At 52.0% G+C, this 15,066-nt stretch carries 13 protein-coding genes and 2 tRNA genes; 9 read left to right on the top strand and 6 right to left on the bottom strand.

The window, feature by feature from the left end; all coding sequences use genetic code 11:
• The first annotated feature begins 16 nt into the window (after positions 1-16).
• The 9 genes from pyrE to GCD22_RS11315 all read left to right on the top strand — a co-directional run bounded on the left by pyrE (position 17) and on the right by GCD22_RS11315 (position 8,929).
• Positions 17-604 (top strand): orotate phosphoribosyltransferase, encoded by a 588-nt coding sequence (gene pyrE, locus GCD22_RS11355; protein WP_010638110.1) that lies wholly within the window; start codon positions 17-19, stop codon positions 602-604.
• A gap of 73 nt (positions 605-677) precedes the next feature.
• Entirely contained in the window at positions 678-1,955 is a 1,278-nt protein-coding gene (gene tig, locus GCD22_RS11350; RefSeq protein ID WP_226842649.1) for a trigger factor, read from the top strand.
• Positions 1,956-2,004: 49 nt separating this feature from the next.
• Complete coding sequence (clpP, locus tag GCD22_RS11345; protein WP_288009908.1) at positions 2,005-2,652, top strand: ATP-dependent Clp endopeptidase proteolytic subunit ClpP; 648 nt, start codon at positions 2,005-2,007, stop codon at positions 2,650-2,652.
• A gap of 19 nt (positions 2,653-2,671) precedes the next feature.
• Complete coding sequence (clpX, locus tag GCD22_RS11340) at positions 2,672-3,946, top strand: ATP-dependent Clp protease ATP-binding subunit ClpX (protein WP_024892765.1); 1,275 nt, start codon at positions 2,672-2,674, stop codon at positions 3,944-3,946.
• A gap of 87 nt (positions 3,947-4,033) precedes the next feature.
• Positions 4,034-6,469: an endopeptidase La gene (lon, locus tag GCD22_RS11335; RefSeq protein ID WP_024892766.1), complete on the top strand. Its 2,436-nt coding sequence runs from the start codon at positions 4,034-4,036 to the stop codon at positions 6,467-6,469.
• A 278-nt stretch (positions 6,470-6,747) separates the two neighbouring features.
• Positions 6,748-7,020, top strand: coding sequence for an HU family DNA-binding protein (locus tag GCD22_RS11330; RefSeq protein WP_024892767.1), 273 nt, complete (start codon positions 6,748-6,750; stop codon positions 7,018-7,020).
• 12 nt (positions 7,021-7,032) lie between these two features.
• Positions 7,033-7,108, top strand: a tRNA-Val gene (locus GCD22_RS11325).
• Between the two features lie 10 nt (positions 7,109-7,118).
• Positions 7,119-7,195: transfer RNA gene (locus GCD22_RS11320), tRNA-Asp, on the top strand.
• Between the two features lie 165 nt (positions 7,196-7,360).
• Positions 7,361-8,929, top strand: coding sequence for a peptidylprolyl isomerase (locus GCD22_RS11315; RefSeq protein ID WP_031568473.1), 1,569 nt, complete (start codon positions 7,361-7,363; stop codon positions 8,927-8,929).
• A gap of 20 nt (positions 8,930-8,949) precedes the next feature.
• Here GCD22_RS11315 and GCD22_RS11310 read toward each other — a convergent pair whose 3' ends face one another.
• From GCD22_RS11310 to dapC, 6 genes are all read right to left on the bottom strand, one after another.
• A complete protein-coding gene (locus tag GCD22_RS11310; RefSeq protein WP_081577422.1) occupies positions 8,950-9,948 on the bottom strand; it encodes a L,D-transpeptidase family protein in 999 nt (332 codons plus the stop codon).
• A gap of 65 nt (positions 9,949-10,013) precedes the next feature.
• Positions 10,014-10,937, bottom strand: coding sequence for a sulfotransferase family protein (locus GCD22_RS11305; RefSeq protein WP_031568475.1), 924 nt, complete (start codon positions 10,935-10,937; stop codon positions 10,014-10,016).
• Between the two features lie 11 nt (positions 10,938-10,948).
• Entirely contained in the window at positions 10,949-11,770 is an 822-nt protein-coding gene (locus GCD22_RS11300) for a septal ring lytic transglycosylase RlpA family protein (RefSeq protein ID WP_031568477.1), read from the bottom strand.
• On the bottom strand, positions 11,763-12,911 hold the full coding sequence (gene dapE, locus GCD22_RS11295) for a succinyl-diaminopimelate desuccinylase (protein WP_031568479.1): 1,149 nt from the start codon (positions 12,909-12,911) through the stop codon (positions 11,763-11,765). The genes GCD22_RS11300 and dapE overlap by 8 nt, the downstream gene beginning before the upstream one ends.
• Before the next feature lie 12 nt (positions 12,912-12,923).
• Entirely contained in the window at positions 12,924-13,748 is an 825-nt protein-coding gene (gene dapD / locus GCD22_RS11290) for a 2,3,4,5-tetrahydropyridine-2,6-dicarboxylate N-succinyltransferase (protein ID WP_031568482.1), read from the bottom strand.
• A 22-nt stretch (positions 13,749-13,770) separates the two neighbouring features.
• The gene (dapC, locus tag GCD22_RS11285; RefSeq protein ID WP_051690399.1) at positions 13,771-14,973 is read right to left on the bottom strand and encodes a succinyldiaminopimelate transaminase; all 1,203 of its coding nucleotides are present in this window, start codon (positions 14,971-14,973) and stop codon (positions 13,771-13,773) included.
• Positions 14,974-15,066 lie beyond the last annotated feature (93 nt).

The raw sequence follows: 15,066 nt of genomic DNA, 5'->3' as shown, positions 1-15,066 counted from the left end.
TGGAGAAACAAACTCAGTGACAGCAGATGAAGTAGTGGATTTATACAAAAATGATGGTGCCTTGTTACAAGGACATTTTTTATTGTCCTCTGGCTTGCACAGCGATACCTACTTGCAATCTGCAAAAGTGTTGCAGAACCCAGAACATGCAGAACGCCTCTGTGTCGCGATGGTTGCCGGTATTCCAGAAGCAGTCAGGAAGCAGATCCGTTGTGTCGTGGGGCCAGCCATGGGTGCCGTATTGGTTTCCTATGAATGTGCCAGAGCGCTGGGGGTACGCAGTCTTTTTACCGAACGTGAAAATGGCCAGATGGTCCTGCGCCGGGGCTTTGCTTTATCCCCAGGTGAAGGGGTGTTGGTCGTTGAAGATATTACTACGACCGGTGGATCGACTCGTGAATGTATTACTGCGGTAGAGGCAGCAGGTGGCAAGGTACTGGCTAGTTCTGCAATTATTGATCGTAGCGCGGGCTTCCAGGATTTTGATGGTATTCCATTTTATCCACTCCTGCGTTTGCCGGTGCGGACCTGGTCCGCTGAAGATTGTCCGCTCTGCGCGGCGGGTGGTGTCCCGGTGAAACCGGGCAGTCGGGGGCTGCGCTGACCTTGAGGGGCGGCGGGCTTGTGTTTATGATGGGTGTTTAGGCTTAGACAAAATGAAAAACAAGGATCAGTTCATGCAAATTTCCACACCGGAGGCTGCGCCTCTGGAACGCCACATTCATGTGACCATTCCTGCCAGTGAGGTGGAAAGTGGTGTCACGCAACGTTTACGTAACAAGGCCCGCTCAGCGCGTTTTCCGGGATTCCGTCCGGGCAAGGCACCATTGGCTATTGTTGAACGCCATTATGGTTCAGATGCCCTCATGGAAACCTTTGATCAGCTGATTAATGAGCGCTATTCCCAGGCCGTCCGTGAACAATCCCTGCGTCCCGTAGGGCGTCCCGAAGTGCAGGTTGAAAAAGGCGGACGCGGAGAAGACTTCGTGTTCACGGCGGTTGTTGAAGTCTATCCTGAATTCGAACCGCAAATTCCCACGGCTACGGTGATTCGCAAGAGTGCCGTTGTTACGGAAAGTGATGTAGATGCCACGATTGATATCATGCGCCAGCAGCGCCGTTTTTATGTTAAAACCGAGCGTGCGGCACAAAATGAAGACCGGGTTACGGTAGATTTCCAGGGACTTATGGATGGTGAACCCATGCCCGGTGGCGATGTGGTGGATTATCAGGTAGTCCTGGGCGCCGGACGGCTGCTCCCGGATATTGAACAGGGCCTCATCGGGCTTTCTGCCGGTGAAGAAAAAAGTGTTTCTGTACAGTTTCCTGCGGATTATCATGTGGCAGAACTGGCGGGCAAAAATGCCGAATTTCATCTCCAGGTCAAGGAAGTGGCCGAAGCACAGTTGCCTGAATTGAATGCCGAATTTGCTCTGGCGCTGGGTATCGAAGATGGTGATGTTGCCGTCCTGCGTCAGGAGGTCAAGGAGAATCTGGAACGCGAAGCCCAAAGGCTGAGTCATGCCCAGGTGAAATCGCAACTGCTGGATCTGGTGGTCGAGAGTAACCAGCCAGACCTGCCCAAACAAATGTTGGCCCGGGAACTGGAACAATTGCAGAAAGACCCCAATGCCAGTGCTGCTGGAGACCTGGAAAATATCTCCAGGCGCCGGGTAGTGCTCGGTCTGGTCCTCAGTGAAGTGGTGCGCCGGGAAAAGCTGCAGGCCAGTTCTGCCGAGGTGACGCAAGTCATCCGTGACATGGCCGAGCAATATGAGGATCCCGACCAGTTTGTGGCCTGGTATCGCAGCAAACCGGAGCAGCTGGAACAGGCAGAAGCCATGGTGCTGGAGGATAAAGTGGTGGCATGGCTTCTGGAGCGTGTTAAAGTGACCGAAGAGTCGGTGAACTTTAATCAGTTGATTGGCCGTTCTCCGGCAACCCCGGCGGCGTAAATCGGGTATTCAGACGAATGTGGCAGCGTCCCTTAATCGAGGAGCAGCAATGATGTGGAAACAAGCAGGAGAACCAGTTACGTCCGCCCCCCAGGGTTTGGGATATGTTCCGATAGTGGTGGAACAAACGGGTCGTGGTGAGCGGTCGTATGATATTTACTCCCGCCTGCTGAAAGAACGGGTTATTTTCATGGTGGGTCAGGTGGAAGACATGATGGCCAACCTGGTGGTAGCCCAGCTGCTTTTCCTGGAAGCGGAAAATCCTGACAAGGATATTGCTTTGTATATCAATAGCCCGGGCGGGTCTGTGACGGCAGGGATGGCTATTTACGATACCATGCAGTTCATTCGTCCCAAGGTGAGCACGGTCTGTATTGGCCAGGCCGCCAGTATGGGCGCCGTGCTGCTGGCCGCTGGTGCGGAAGGCAAACGCTACGCATTACCCAACGCCAGAATCATGTTGCATCAGCCTTCCGGTGGTTTCCAGGGGCAGGCGCATGATATCGAAATTCACACCAAAGAGATTCTGCGCATTCGTGAACGTCTGAATGATATTCTGGTCCACCATACTGGACAGAGTCGCGAACGCATTGAGCAGGATCTCGACCGGGATTTTTTCATGTCGGCCGAAGAGGCCCAAACCTACCATCTCGTCGATGCCGTGATTACCCATCGCGGCGATAACGAGACCGCCTGAAGCAGGCAGGAGAACAGCTATGGCTGGAAAGCATGAGGGAAGTGGCGAAAAGACCTTGTATTGTTCTTTTTGCGGAAAAAGTCAGCACGAAGTCCGGAAACTGATTGCTGGACCATCGGTATTCATCTGCGATGAATGCATAGAACTGTGCAATGATATCGTCAAGGACGAGATCCTGGATGATCTGCGCGGTGATCAGCCGGATAAGCTTCCGAAACCCATGGAAATACGCAAGACCCTGGATGATTATGTTATTGGTCAGGACAGTGCCAAAAAAGTGCTTTCCGTGGCGGTGTACAATCATTACAAACGTCTGGAGCATGGCGGTAAGGACAATGAAGTAGAACTCGACAAAAGTAATATTTTGTTGATTGGTCCGACCGGTTCCGGCAAGACCCTTCTGGCTCAGACCTTGGCGCGCCTGTTGAACGTGCCCTTTGCCATGGCCGATGCCACGACCCTCACCGAAGCCGGTTATGTCGGTGAGGATGTGGAAAACATCATTCAAAAACTGCTGCAGAAATGTGATTATGACGTCGAGAAAGCCCAGACGGGAATTGTCTATATCGACGAAATCGATAAGATCACTCGCAAATCTGAAAACCCTTCCATTACCCGCGATGTATCGGGAGAAGGCGTGCAGCAGGCTTTGTTGAAACTGATTGAAGGCACCGTTGCCTCGGTTCCTCCTCAGGGTGGTCGTAAACATCCACAGCAGGAGTTTTTGCAGGTGGATACCCGTCACATTCTGTTTATTTGCGGGGGTGCGTTTGCGGGCCTTGAAAAATCCGTTTCTTCCCGCATCGAAAAAGGCGGTATGGGCTTTAACGCGCCCCTCAAAAAACGGGACAAAGATGCTACTGCAGCCATGCTCATGCAGAATCTGGAACCGGAAGATCTGGTGCGCTATGGGTTGATTCCCGAGTTTGTCGGACGTTTGCCCATTCTGGCACTTTTGGAAGAGTTGGACGAAGAAGCACTCATGTCCATCCTCACTGAACCCAAAAATGCCCTGATCAAGCAATATCAGAAAATGTTCTCCCTGGAGGGCGTTACCCTGGAGTTCCGTCCGGAGGCCCTCAAGGGGATTGCCAAAAAAGCCCTTGCGCGGAAAACCGGTGCTCGCGGCTTGCGCTCCATCCTTGAGCAGATTTTGCTGGACACGATGTACGAGCTGCCTTCCATGACCGGCGTCAAAAAAGTGGTGGTGGATGCTGCGGTGGTGGAAAGTGGCGGCAAGCCGCTTCTGGTTTATGACGATGCCATCAAGGTAGATATGTCTCATCCTGCCTGATACAAGCTGGGGGCGCGTTGAAAACTCGACCATGCGCCCCAATCTGCTTCCCTAATGATGGTTATCATCGAATTTCTGGAGTGAACCGTGGCGCAAATAGATAAAAGTCTCCTGGTAGAAGAAGAATCCCTGATGGTGCCCGTGCTTCCGTTACGGGACGTGGTGGTTTTCCCATATATGGTGATCCCGCTTTTTGTAGGTCGTGCGAAGTCTATCCGCGCACTGGAAGAAGCCATGTCAGGAGAAAAACAGATCCTGCTGGTTTCTCAGAAAAATGCGGCTGATGATGATCCCCAGCCGGAAAATATTTATCGTATCGGGACCTTGGCGACCATTTTGCAGTTGCTGAAACTGCCGGACGGAACGGTTAAAGTCCTGGTGGAAGGTACGGACCGGGCCAAAATTGTCTCTTTTTTGCCGGCCGACGAATCACTGCGCGCCCAGGTTCAGGTAGTGGTCAGTGGTGCCGCCAATGATCGTGAACTGGAAGCGCTGATGCGTTCAGTCAGCGCGCAGTTTGAGTCCTATGTAAAGCTCAACAAAAAAATCCCGCCAGAAATTTTGTCTACCCTGGCCAGTATGGATGATCCGGCGCGACTGGCGGATACGGTGGCTGCCCATCTCAGTCTCAAGCTGGAAGAAAAACAGGATATTCTCGAAAAAGCAGATACGCGTGTGCGACTGGAACACCTGCTGGGCATGATGGAATCCGAAATTGATCTGCTGCAGGTAGAAAAGCGGATTCGTGGACGTGTCAAGCGGCAAATGGAGAAAAGCCAGCGCGAGTATTATCTGAATGAGCAGATGAAGGCCATCCAGAAGGAGCTCGGCGATCTTTCGGAAGAGGGTGGTAGTGAGCTGGATGAGCTCGCCCGTAAAATTGAAAAAGCCGGAATGCCCAAAGATGTGCGGGCCAAGGCGGATGCCGAATTAAAGAAGCTACGGATGATGAGCCCCATGTCTGCGGAAGCGACGGTGGTGCGTAATTATATTGACTGGCTGGTTGGTGTTCCTTGGCGTAAACGCAGCAAAATTACTAAAGACCTTAAGCGTGCCAAGGCCATCCTCGATGCCGACCACTATGGTCTGGAAGATGTGAAGGAGCGGATACTGGAGTATCTCGCTGTGCAGGAACGTGTGGGTAACAGTCGTGGCCCCATTTTGTGTCTGGTTGGTCCGCCCGGTGTTGGTAAAACCAGTTTGGGCCGCTCCATTGCGGAAGCAACCAATCGCAAATTTGTGCGGATGTCTCTGGGCGGAGTACGTGATGAAGCGGAAATTCGCGGACATCGGCGGACTTATATCGGCGCATTGCCGGGAAAAATTGTCCAGAGTCTGGCCAAGGTGGCAACCCGCAACCCGCTGATGTTGCTGGATGAAGTCGACAAAATGGCGATGGATTTTAGGGGTGATCCGGCTTCGGCACTGCTTGAAGTGCTCGATCCGGAGCAGAATGCCACTTTTAATGATCATTACCTGGAAGTGGACTTTAATTTGTCCGAGGTGATGTTTGTTACTACAGCTAACACCCTGAATATTCCGGCACCTTTAATGGATCGTATGGAGGTCATCCGGATTTCCGGTTATACCGAAGATGAAAAAATCCATATTGCCACTAAGTATCTGCTCCCGAAGCAAATCGAGAAAGCCGGTCTGAAAGACGGGGAGATGCAGGTTTCGCAAACCGTAATTCGGGACATCATCCGTTACTATACACGCGAGGCGGGGGTGCGGAATCTTGAGCGGGAGCTGGCGCGCATTTGCCGTAAAGTCGTCAAGGAGCTCCTGCTGGACAAGAAGCGCACTAAAATTCAGGTATCTGATCGTAATCTGGACAAATATCTGGGTGTTCGGCGTTTTGATTTTGGCAAGGCAGAAAAAGAAAATCGTATTGGTGAAGTCACCGGCTTAGCCTGGACGGAAGTCGGGGGTGAATTGCTGAGTATTGAGGCTGTGGTTGTACCGGGTCGGGGTAAACTGCTGATTACAGGCAAACTCGGTGACGTCATGCAGGAGTCCATTCAGGCTGCTATGAGTGTGGTGCGTGCCAGATCGCGTGCGTTGGGTATTCCGGCTGACTTTTATCAGAATCGGGATGTCCATATTCACGTTCCTGAAGGTGCGACCCCCAAAGATGGCCCCAGCGCCGGCATCGGCATGGCCACGGCTTTGGTTTCTGCGCTGACCGGTATTCCGGTCAAGGCTACGGTGGCCATGACGGGTGAAATTACTCTCCGTGGTGAGGTTCTGCCTATTGGGGGCTTGAAAGAGAAACTGTTGGCAGCACATCGCGGGGGCATCAGTACGGTGATGATTCCTGCTGAAAACGAAAAGGATTTGCAGGAAATCCCCAAAAACGTGCGTGATGCACTCACGATCAAGCCGGTACGCTGGATTGACGAAGTGTTAGCGATTGCTCTGGAGACGTCACCAACACCATTGCCTGATGATGGAGAACCTCTACTGGGTGTTGTACCGCCAGTTAGTGGAGATAACGCGGAAGATAAAGCAACAGCCCACTAGATTACTGTTATCAGCCTCTGGGAATATGATTATTCTCAGAGGCAGTATTTTGTTCTGCTATCAACTTGTACTGTTATAATTTGTCATTGATTAATACGTAGACAGTCGCTAAATCACGACGAATATTGTCAGATAGATAGGGTCTAACATGTGAAATCATTTGTAGATTTTGTTGGTGATCTTGACAAGTGTTTTTTTACCCTGCTATAACCTCTACTAGCATTAGCTGATTCGTAGTTTTACAGAAGTGTCTGGGTCTATAACAGGAGAAAGAAATTATGAACAAATCCGAATTGATCGAAAAAATTGCAGAAGAAGCAGGTGTTACGCGTGCCGCCGCAGGACATACCCTGGATGCCGCTATTAAAGTGGTTACTGCTGCCTTGAAAGAGGGTGATCAGGTCACGCTGGTAGGTTTTGGTTCTTTCCTGGTTTCTGAACGCGAAGCGCGTAAGGGTCGGAATCCTGCAACAGGTGCAGAAATCATGATTGCCGCCAGTCGCACACCTAAATTTAAAGCTGGTAAAGCATTGCGTGATGCAGTAAACTAGCGCGTCTGGTTTGGGCGGTTAGCTCAGTTGGTAGAGCGTCGGCTTTACACGCCGAATGTCGGGGGTTCGAGCCCCTCACCGCCCACCACCAATTTATTGGGGTGGTAGTTCAGTTGGTTAGAATGCCGGCCTGTCACGCCGGAGGTCGCGGGTTCGAGCCCCGTCCGCCCCGCCAAATGAAGAAAGGCGCCCTCGCAAGCGGGCGCTTTTTTATTTTTAACAGCAGAAATTCTCTGCTGCGATTTATTCGTATCCAAGTTTAATTCGTGGTAAGAGTGGCTTTCATCAACCAGTAAAGTGGTCATATATACCGGAGCACTGTTTCGCGAGGATTGTAATTATGATGGATGTATTTCGTAATTTTGGACAATCATTTATTGCCAAAATAATTATGGTACTCATTGCGTTGTCCTTTGTCCTCTGGGGCGTTAGCGGCTATTTGATGTCCGGTAGTTCCGGACCTGCGGCTGTAGCCTCTGTAAATGGCCAAAAAATTACCGAAGCGGTGTTTCATAAGCGCTTGGAAGAAGCGCAAGAACGTTATAGTCATGTTTTTGGAGCAGCAACGGCTGCTAAAATGGCACAGCAGAGCAGCTTTGCCCATGATGTACTGAATGGATTGATTGATAATATATTATTGGGTACCGAAGCCGGACGCCTGGGTTTACAAGTTTCGGATACGGCCTTGGCCAAAAAAGTAGAAGCCATTCCTGCTTTTCAGGAAAAGGGCGTTTTTTCCAAGGCAAAATACCAGAAATTATTAGCCGCCAACGGAATGACACCTGCACAATTTGAAGGTATGTTGCGCGAAAGCATGCGGCTGGAGCAACTTCAGGTTATTCCTCAAATTATTGCCAGTGCTTCTGATCAGGCAGCGACTGAAGTATGGGGTTGGTCGCAGGAATATCGGGATATCAAGACAGTGACCATCACTGATGCGCATTTTGCTGAGCAAGCCAAGCCGGATACGGCGGAAGTGCAGTCATTTTATCAGTCGCACTTATCTGAATTTCATTTGCCTGCTGAAGTTGAAGTGCACTACGTAGTTATGGGACCGCATAATTTCCTTGGCGCGAACCAGGCATCGGCGAAAGGCGTCACTGCAGCGGCTGCTTCCGGAAGTAAAAATTCAGAACAGGCTGATCAGGCTGCTGAAAATGCTTTTCAGGCCCAGGTTGAAAACTTCAAGGATCGCCTTTTCAGTAGTCCCGATGGACTTCAGTCAGTGGCGAAAGCATATCACTTAACCATTGAATCGAGCGGGCAGCTGACTGCTGGAAAACAAGCATCCAGTGGTCCCTTTTCTGATCCGAAAGCATTGGATCTGGCTTTTAGCAAAGCCGTATTGGCTGGTAAAAACAGTTCGGCCCTGACTTTGAAAAATGGAGATTTGCTGGCCGTTCATCTGCTCCATTATACCCCGGGTAGAGCCCAGACTTTAGCAGCAGTCAAAAATCAGATTGTGGCGCAATTAACGGCAGAAAAAGCCACGCAACTGGCTAAAAGCAAAGCAGAAGCCCTGCTGGCTTCGGCCAGGAAAGCCGGTAAGGTAGAGGTGTTGACTGCGGATGGTACTTATCCTGTCCAAGTCCATTTGAATGTCACCCGGAAAGATGCGCGGGGTTTGTATCCGACTTTGCTGAGCGCAGCATTTGATGCCCCAGCTCCTATAAAGCATATACCTTCCATGGGGATGGTTCGTGGACAGAATGGCTACACAATATTTGCGGTGACTCAAGTGATGGCGCCTTCTTCAGTAGCCGTCAATCCCAAGGTGACGGCAGAAATTCGTGCCTCGCTGGAAGAACAACGGGGAAGATTGTTGTCGGCAGCTTATTTGCGTGATCTGCGCGATCATGCCAAGGTAAAAATCGACGCTGCGAAGCTCGCGGCTGCTACCAGCCAATAATTATCGGTAAAGTATTGACGTTAATGATTCGCGTCTGAAACGCTCGTTTCCACCAGTTGCAGATGTACGCTAAGTGCTGTGGATTTGGCAGCGATTTCTCGATAAGCCAAATGGATGGGTTTAATGTTCAGGGGTTGTTTCAGGTATTTGCTTCCTGGCGGATCCCAGGGGCCGATCGCAGCGTGGCTGACGGTAACGGGTGTTCCATAATGGATGAGTCCGTACACTTTGTGTGCCGCGCTTTTGGGAAGCTCGACGCAGCCCGCACTTTGTGGAAAGCCGTAATTGGCCCGGGGATAAAAATGTACGGCACGGCCTCTGTCGAAATAATTGACCCAACGGATATCCGGGTCATCATAATGTTGGTATTCCACCCAGTGGTGATGATAGCGCGAATAATGCACGGACTGGAGGGCATAACCTGCCGACTTCGCGGCTTCATATAAGCGTATTTGCGCGTGGGATACTGGTATGGGAAAGCGGCCAACCATGGCGGTATGGGTATCACGGGCATAAATCGGCCAGGTCCCATCCGGAGTGGCATGCATGACGCCGGTATTGGCTTTGCTCTGGAAAATCCAGCCATGTCCGCCCATAAACAAATGAATTTCTTCCGGGCGGGGAAATTTGGTCACCAGAATCCAGGTCCAGGGATCCGGATCAGTTTTTTTTGCGTGTAACAGGGCTTTTTCTATGTTCAGGGGTAATCCACGTATGCCCATTCCGCCAGGTACTATCGGCAGATTATGCACAGCTTCGAACTGGTACAAGGCACCCAGTACCAATGGATTCCAGGGATCTTGCCATGAATCCGATGCGGCAAGGGCCTGCAAGGCACGCGGGATTTTAAAGCGCCACTGGTAAGTTTTATGAATATGCCCATGCGCGCCCAGATAATCTTCCGGAATCAGCGGGAGATAATGGAGACGGATGAGAATACGCCGAATTTCTCGGGCTTGCAGGACCGTTGAGGATGCACTGGAAATTACGGCAGCAGTGGGGGGTGCTGATACCAGCATATCGGTTTTTCCCTAAGTGTTTGCGGTGGTTGTCAGTCAAATTCTAGATGACTGTTAGTCTTAAATCAGTACTTATAAGTTCCTTGTTTCATCTCCCAGGATTTACGCAGCTCCGGTAGTGGTCGAATAAGCAGTTTTTCCAGTTGTTGGATTTCTGGTTCGTAAAAAGTCTTTAAAAAATACAGAGCTTCCGCATCCATAGGCGGTTTGTGGCTTTTCATCAGGAAAATGTGGCGCCAGATGTAATCACCCCAACGCCGGGGGAAAAAGTGTTCGCCAATGCGGCGACTGATGGGATTACTGGCGAGGATACGCGCCCAGTTTCCCCGTGGCAGGCGATAGGCATTATGGATGGATTGCAGATTGATATGATTGATAGCCTGCGGATCAATCTCCAGAAACTCGCAAATTTTTATGAGGACATCTATCGGATTTTTTTTAAGGTCTTCCAGCAGGCAGATATGGACGTTTTCAGTACCAAAACGCTGCTGGTATCTGGAAATCTGTGCGGCGTATTGGCCGAGTTCCAGATATAGCTGAGACACTCCCCAACCCTTGTCAGGGCGCGTCCAGTCTTTTTTCAAAGCGTCTAGAAATGGCAAGTCAATAACGCCTTCATTATAGTCCATGAGGTATTGGGCATAAGCACGCTGCACCGGATCGCGTAAAATGACAATAATCCGGGCATCCGGCCTTACTTTATGAATACGTTCTGCAGCTTCAGGGCACCATAAATAAGAAGGGCTGGCATCTCCTATGCGTATATAATTTTCGGATCCCCGGTACAAATGTTGGTATTCACGTTCGCTGGACACCCGCTGGATTAAGTGATCCTGTTCGGGACGCGGATGGGCTTGGGTGAAATAGTGCGGTTCCTTCATGTTAGGCAGAAAAACCTGAGGATGCTGCTTCAGGTAGGCATAAAGGGAAGTCGTACCGCTTTTTACCGCACCAACAATATAAAAATTCGGCCAGATGAAGTCACGCATTACCAAGCCGCTTATTGTTCCACCGGATAAAAATCATGAAAACCCATTTTTTTCATGGCGGCGACAGCCTGTACGGCAGCAACGCCATCGGGAAGGGGGCCTACCTGCACCTTGTAATATTGTTGTCCCTTAACGAGCCCGGGAACAACCAGTACATCCCGGAAACCCGCAGCATAAAGACGATTTCGCTCCAGCGTGGCGTGGTTTAATACCTTGAATGCGCCGGTTTGCAAATAGGTTTGGGTTGGCCCCTGAATTTCCTGGGTATGCATGGTTGTTGGGCTGGCTTCGGAATTATTTACCCCGGTCGGGGTTATGCTGGAGGGGGCGAGCGCGACAATCTGCACTGCCGCCGTGCCCTGGCGGGTCATCCCCAAGGCGCTGGCGGCTCCATAGGAGAGATCCATTTTGCGTCCATCCACAAAAGGTCCGCGATCATTCACCAGAACAACAATACTACGACCATTGCTCAAATTGGTGACCCGGGCACAGGTCGGGAGCGGCAAGTCACGGCTGGCCGCCGTATAAGCCCGGGGACGAAAAGGGGTTCCCATGGATGTTTTGGAACCGGATTCCCAGCCATACCAGGAAGCCAGTCCACGCACATTGTAGCCGGCAGCACTTTGCAGGGGGTGATAAAGGCTTCCATGAATCTGATAGCTGCGATTGTAGGCTGCGCGCAGGTTAGGAGTCGGCGCACTGCAGCTTGCCGCAGCCGCCTGGGCGGGGAGGTTGCCCTGAGTGGCCTTCTGGCTGACGCCGGCGCAACCACTGATCAGCAACGCAGTGATGCTCAGCACGCCATATAATAGGTGCACTACAGGCTTAATCATCCCGGCCGGATCCCAATAAATGAATCATGATTTCGCTGTAAATCCGCGACAAATCTTCCAGGTCTGCTACTGCCACACATTCATTGAGCTTGTGAATGGTGCTGTTGATGGGGCCAAGCTCAACCACCTGGCCGCCCAGTTGGGCAATGAAACGTCCATCAGAGGTTCCTCCACCCGTAGAAAGGCTGGCCGGATGACCGAGAATTTTTTTCAGGGCGTACTGGGTGGCTGCCACCAGAGTACCGGGAGGAGTAAAAAAGGGTGGTCCCGACAATTGCCAGTCAATCTGATAATGGATTTGCGCAGCATCGAGAAGACCATGGACGCCAGCCTGTAGGGATTCCGGGGTGGATTCCGTAGAAAAACGGAAGTTGAAGTCGGCACTGAGTTGCCCCGGAATGACATTATTGGCGCCGGTGCCTGCGTGAATATTGGAAAACTGTAAACGGGTGGGCGGAAAAAACTGGTTGCCCGTATCCCATTGTTGATCCACCAGATCGGCCAGCGGGCGAAAAGCCCGATGAATGGGATTGTCGGCCTTGTCAGGATAGGCTACATGACCCTGCACACCCTGCACGGTCAGACGTCCATTCAGGGAGCCGCGCCGCCCGTTTTTAATGACATCGCCCAGACGGTTTTCCGAGGAAGGTTCACCCACTACGCACCAGTCAATCTGGGTATTCTGATCACGCAGCCAATCCACGACGTGGCGGGTGCCATGGGTAGCAATACCCTCCTCGTCAGAGGTGATCAGAAACGCGAGACGGCCGAGGTGATCAGGATGTCGGGCAATAAACTGTTCAGCCGCCACGATCATCGCCGCCAGGCTGCCTTTCATGTCGGCGGCACCGCGTCCATAGAGCATGCCGTCGCGAATGCTGGGGGTGAAGGGATCACTGTGCCAGGCTTCCAGCGGGCCGGTGGGCACCACATCCGTATGTCCGGCAAAGCAGAGGTATGGCCCTGAAGATCCGCGTTCTGCCCAGAAATTCTCAACGCCACCGGCTGCCAGACGGGTCACCCGAAAACCCAGGGCTTCCAGCCGCCCTATCATCAGGTCCTGACAGCCGGCATCTTCCGGAGTCACCGAAGGTCGGGAGATCAGATCTTCCGCCAGGGCCAGCACGCTGCTTTTTTTCATGTACGGCTTCCTTCAGATATCTCGCAGAATCTGGTTAATGCCCACCTTGCTGAGTGTTTTGGCATCGACCTGTTTGACAATAACTGCACAGTAGAGACTGTAGCTACCATCTGGAGAGGGCAGGTTGCCGGATACCACAACCGAACCGGCAGGCACCCGTCCATAGCTGATTTCACCGGTTGCCCGGTTGAAAATGCGGGTACTGGCACCGATGAATACGCCCATGGAAATTACCGAGCCCTCTTCAACAATGACGCCTTCCACAACTTCGGAACGCGCACCAATGAAACAGTTGTCTTCAATGATGGTGGGGTTAGCCTGCAGCGGTTCCAGTACGCCGCCAATACCGACGCCTCCGGAAAGATGCACATTTTTGCCAATCTGGGCGCAGGATCCGACCGTGGCCCAGGTATCGACCATGGTGCCTTCATCCACATAGGCACCGATATTCACAAAGGAAGGCATCAGTACGCAGTTACGGCCGATGAAAGCTCCACGCCGGGCGGTGGCCGGCGGCACCACGCGAAAGCCCCCGGTGCGAAAGTCGTTGCTGTTATAGTCGGCAAATTTGCCCGGCACCTTGTCATAAAAATTGGTCTCCGCACCAGAGATACGGCTGTTATCGTGAAGTCGGAAAGACAAGAGCACGGCTTTTTTGATCCACTGATGGGTCACCCATTCGCCATGACGCTTTTCGGCAACCCGAAGCACGCCTTTATCCAGCCCTTCAATGGTCTGGTGAACGGCATCACGCAGATCGGCGGGTGCCTGTTTGGGTGAAATTTCCGCCCGATTTTCCCAGGCAGCATCAATAATGGTTTCAAGACTCTGGCTCACGAAAGCTCCTTCACAAAGTGGTTCAAATGGAAAATGAAGATAATGGATGGGTTTCCAGAAAATGCCGAATCCGCTCCAGTCCTTCGACGCAGTCTTCATGACTGCCAACCAGGGCAATGCGCACCCGATCCTGACCGGGATGACAGCCCTGCGCCTCCCGGGATAAATAAGCTCCCGGCAGACAGCGTACATGTTCTTCAGCAAACAGGGCCTTCACAAAGGCTTCGCCATTTCCGACCAGCGGCCAGAGATAAAAGCCACCAGCCGGGATTTCAATGGGTAGATATTGACCGAGAATAGTCCGGGCTGCCGCAAATTTTTGTGCATAACTGGCCCGGGTCTGGATAACATGGGTTTCATCCTGCCAGGCTCTGATGGACGCTGCCTGAATAAAAGGCGGCATTGCGGCACCCAGATAGGTCCGATACAGGACAAAAGCCTTGAGTATTCTGGCATCACCGGCCACAAAGCCACTGCGCGCGCCGGGAATGCTGGAACGCTTGGAAAGACTGTGAAAAGCCAGCACATTGTCGAGGTTGCCGGTTTGTGCAGCGGCTTCAAGAATGCCAGCGGGGGCATCCGGACCTGTGTACAGCTCGCTGTAACATTCGTCTGCGGCCAGGACGAATCCATGCTGACGGGATTTCTCAATAAGCCACTGCAGGGTTTCGCAGGACAGCGTTGCTCCCGTCGGATTATGGGGTGAATTGATATAGAGCAGGGCACAGCGTGCCCAAACTGCTTCATCAATCGTTTTAAAATCGGGCTGACCATTCGTGCCACAATTGAGATAATAGGGTTCTGCTCCGGCCAGCAGAGCCGCACCCTCGTAAATCTGATAAAAAGGATTGGGCAGCAATACCAGCGGTTGAGGCTTTGCGCGGGCGGGTAACACGGCCTGGGCAATACTGAACAGTGCCTCACGACTGCCATTGGCAGGAATGACCTGAGATTCGGGATTCAGAAAACCGGGCGGCAAATGAAAGCGTTGGCTGGCCCATTGGGCAATCGCCTGACGCAGCCGCAGATCACCCAACACCTTGGGATATTCCGTCAAACCATGCAGATGCTCAATAATCGCTTCACTGACGATCCCTGGTGCCGGATGGCGCGGCTCGCCAATGGAAAAATCTATCAGTTCCCGGTCGGGAGCTGTCACTCCGGCCAGTAACTGCCGCAACCGCTCAAAAGGATAAGCCTGCAGGGTATCCAATAATGGATTCATGGAATGTGTTGTCATAGGTTTTGATTCTGGGGCATGGATGGCGTTTATGACAAGCCCTGATCGGCGCCTGAGGAACTGAGACGCCGCTTGCCA

Source organism: Acidithiobacillus thiooxidans ATCC 19377 (genome assembly GCF_009662475.1).
Taxonomy (GTDB): domain Bacteria; phylum Pseudomonadota; class Gammaproteobacteria; order Acidithiobacillales; family Acidithiobacillaceae; genus Acidithiobacillus; species Acidithiobacillus thiooxidans.
The sequence above is the reverse complement of the archived record's forward strand: the minus strand, read 5'-3'. Positions and strand labels throughout refer to the sequence as shown.

What these genes read in the sequence shown, in the direction of transcription:
- GCD22_RS11300 (WP_031568477.1), bottom strand. Translation starts at nt 11,770, where the DNA reads ATGATTAAGCCTGTAGTGCACCTATTATATGGCGTGCTGAGCATCACT.
- GCD22_RS11305 (WP_031568475.1), bottom strand. Translation starts at nt 10,937, where the DNA reads ATGCGTGACTTCATCTGGCCGAATTTTTATATTGTTGGTGCGGTAAAA.
- GCD22_RS11310 (WP_081577422.1), bottom strand. Translation starts at nt 9,948, where the DNA reads ATGCTGGTATCAGCACCCCCCACTGCTGCCGTAATTTCCAGTGCATCC.
- GCD22_RS11315 (WP_031568473.1), top strand. Translation starts at nt 7,361, where the DNA reads ATGATGGATGTATTTCGTAATTTTGGACAATCATTTATTGCCAAAATA.
- GCD22_RS11330 (WP_024892767.1), top strand. Translation starts at nt 6,748, where the DNA reads ATGAACAAATCCGAATTGATCGAAAAAATTGCAGAAGAAGCAGGTGTT.
- dapC (WP_051690399.1), bottom strand. Translation starts at nt 14,973, where the DNA reads ATGAATCCATTATTGGATACCCTGCAGGCTTATCCTTTTGAGCGGTTG.
- clpX (WP_024892765.1), top strand. Translation starts at nt 2,672, where the DNA reads ATGGCTGGAAAGCATGAGGGAAGTGGCGAAAAGACCTTGTATTGTTCT.
- dapE (WP_031568479.1), bottom strand. Translation starts at nt 12,911, where the DNA reads ATGAAAAAAAGCAGCGTGCTGGCCCTGGCGGAAGATCTGATCTCCCGA.
- clpP (WP_288009908.1), top strand. Translation starts at nt 2,005, where the DNA reads ATGATGTGGAAACAAGCAGGAGAACCAGTTACGTCCGCCCCCCAGGGT.
- tig (WP_226842649.1), top strand. Translation starts at nt 678, where the DNA reads ATGCAAATTTCCACACCGGAGGCTGCGCCTCTGGAACGCCACATTCAT.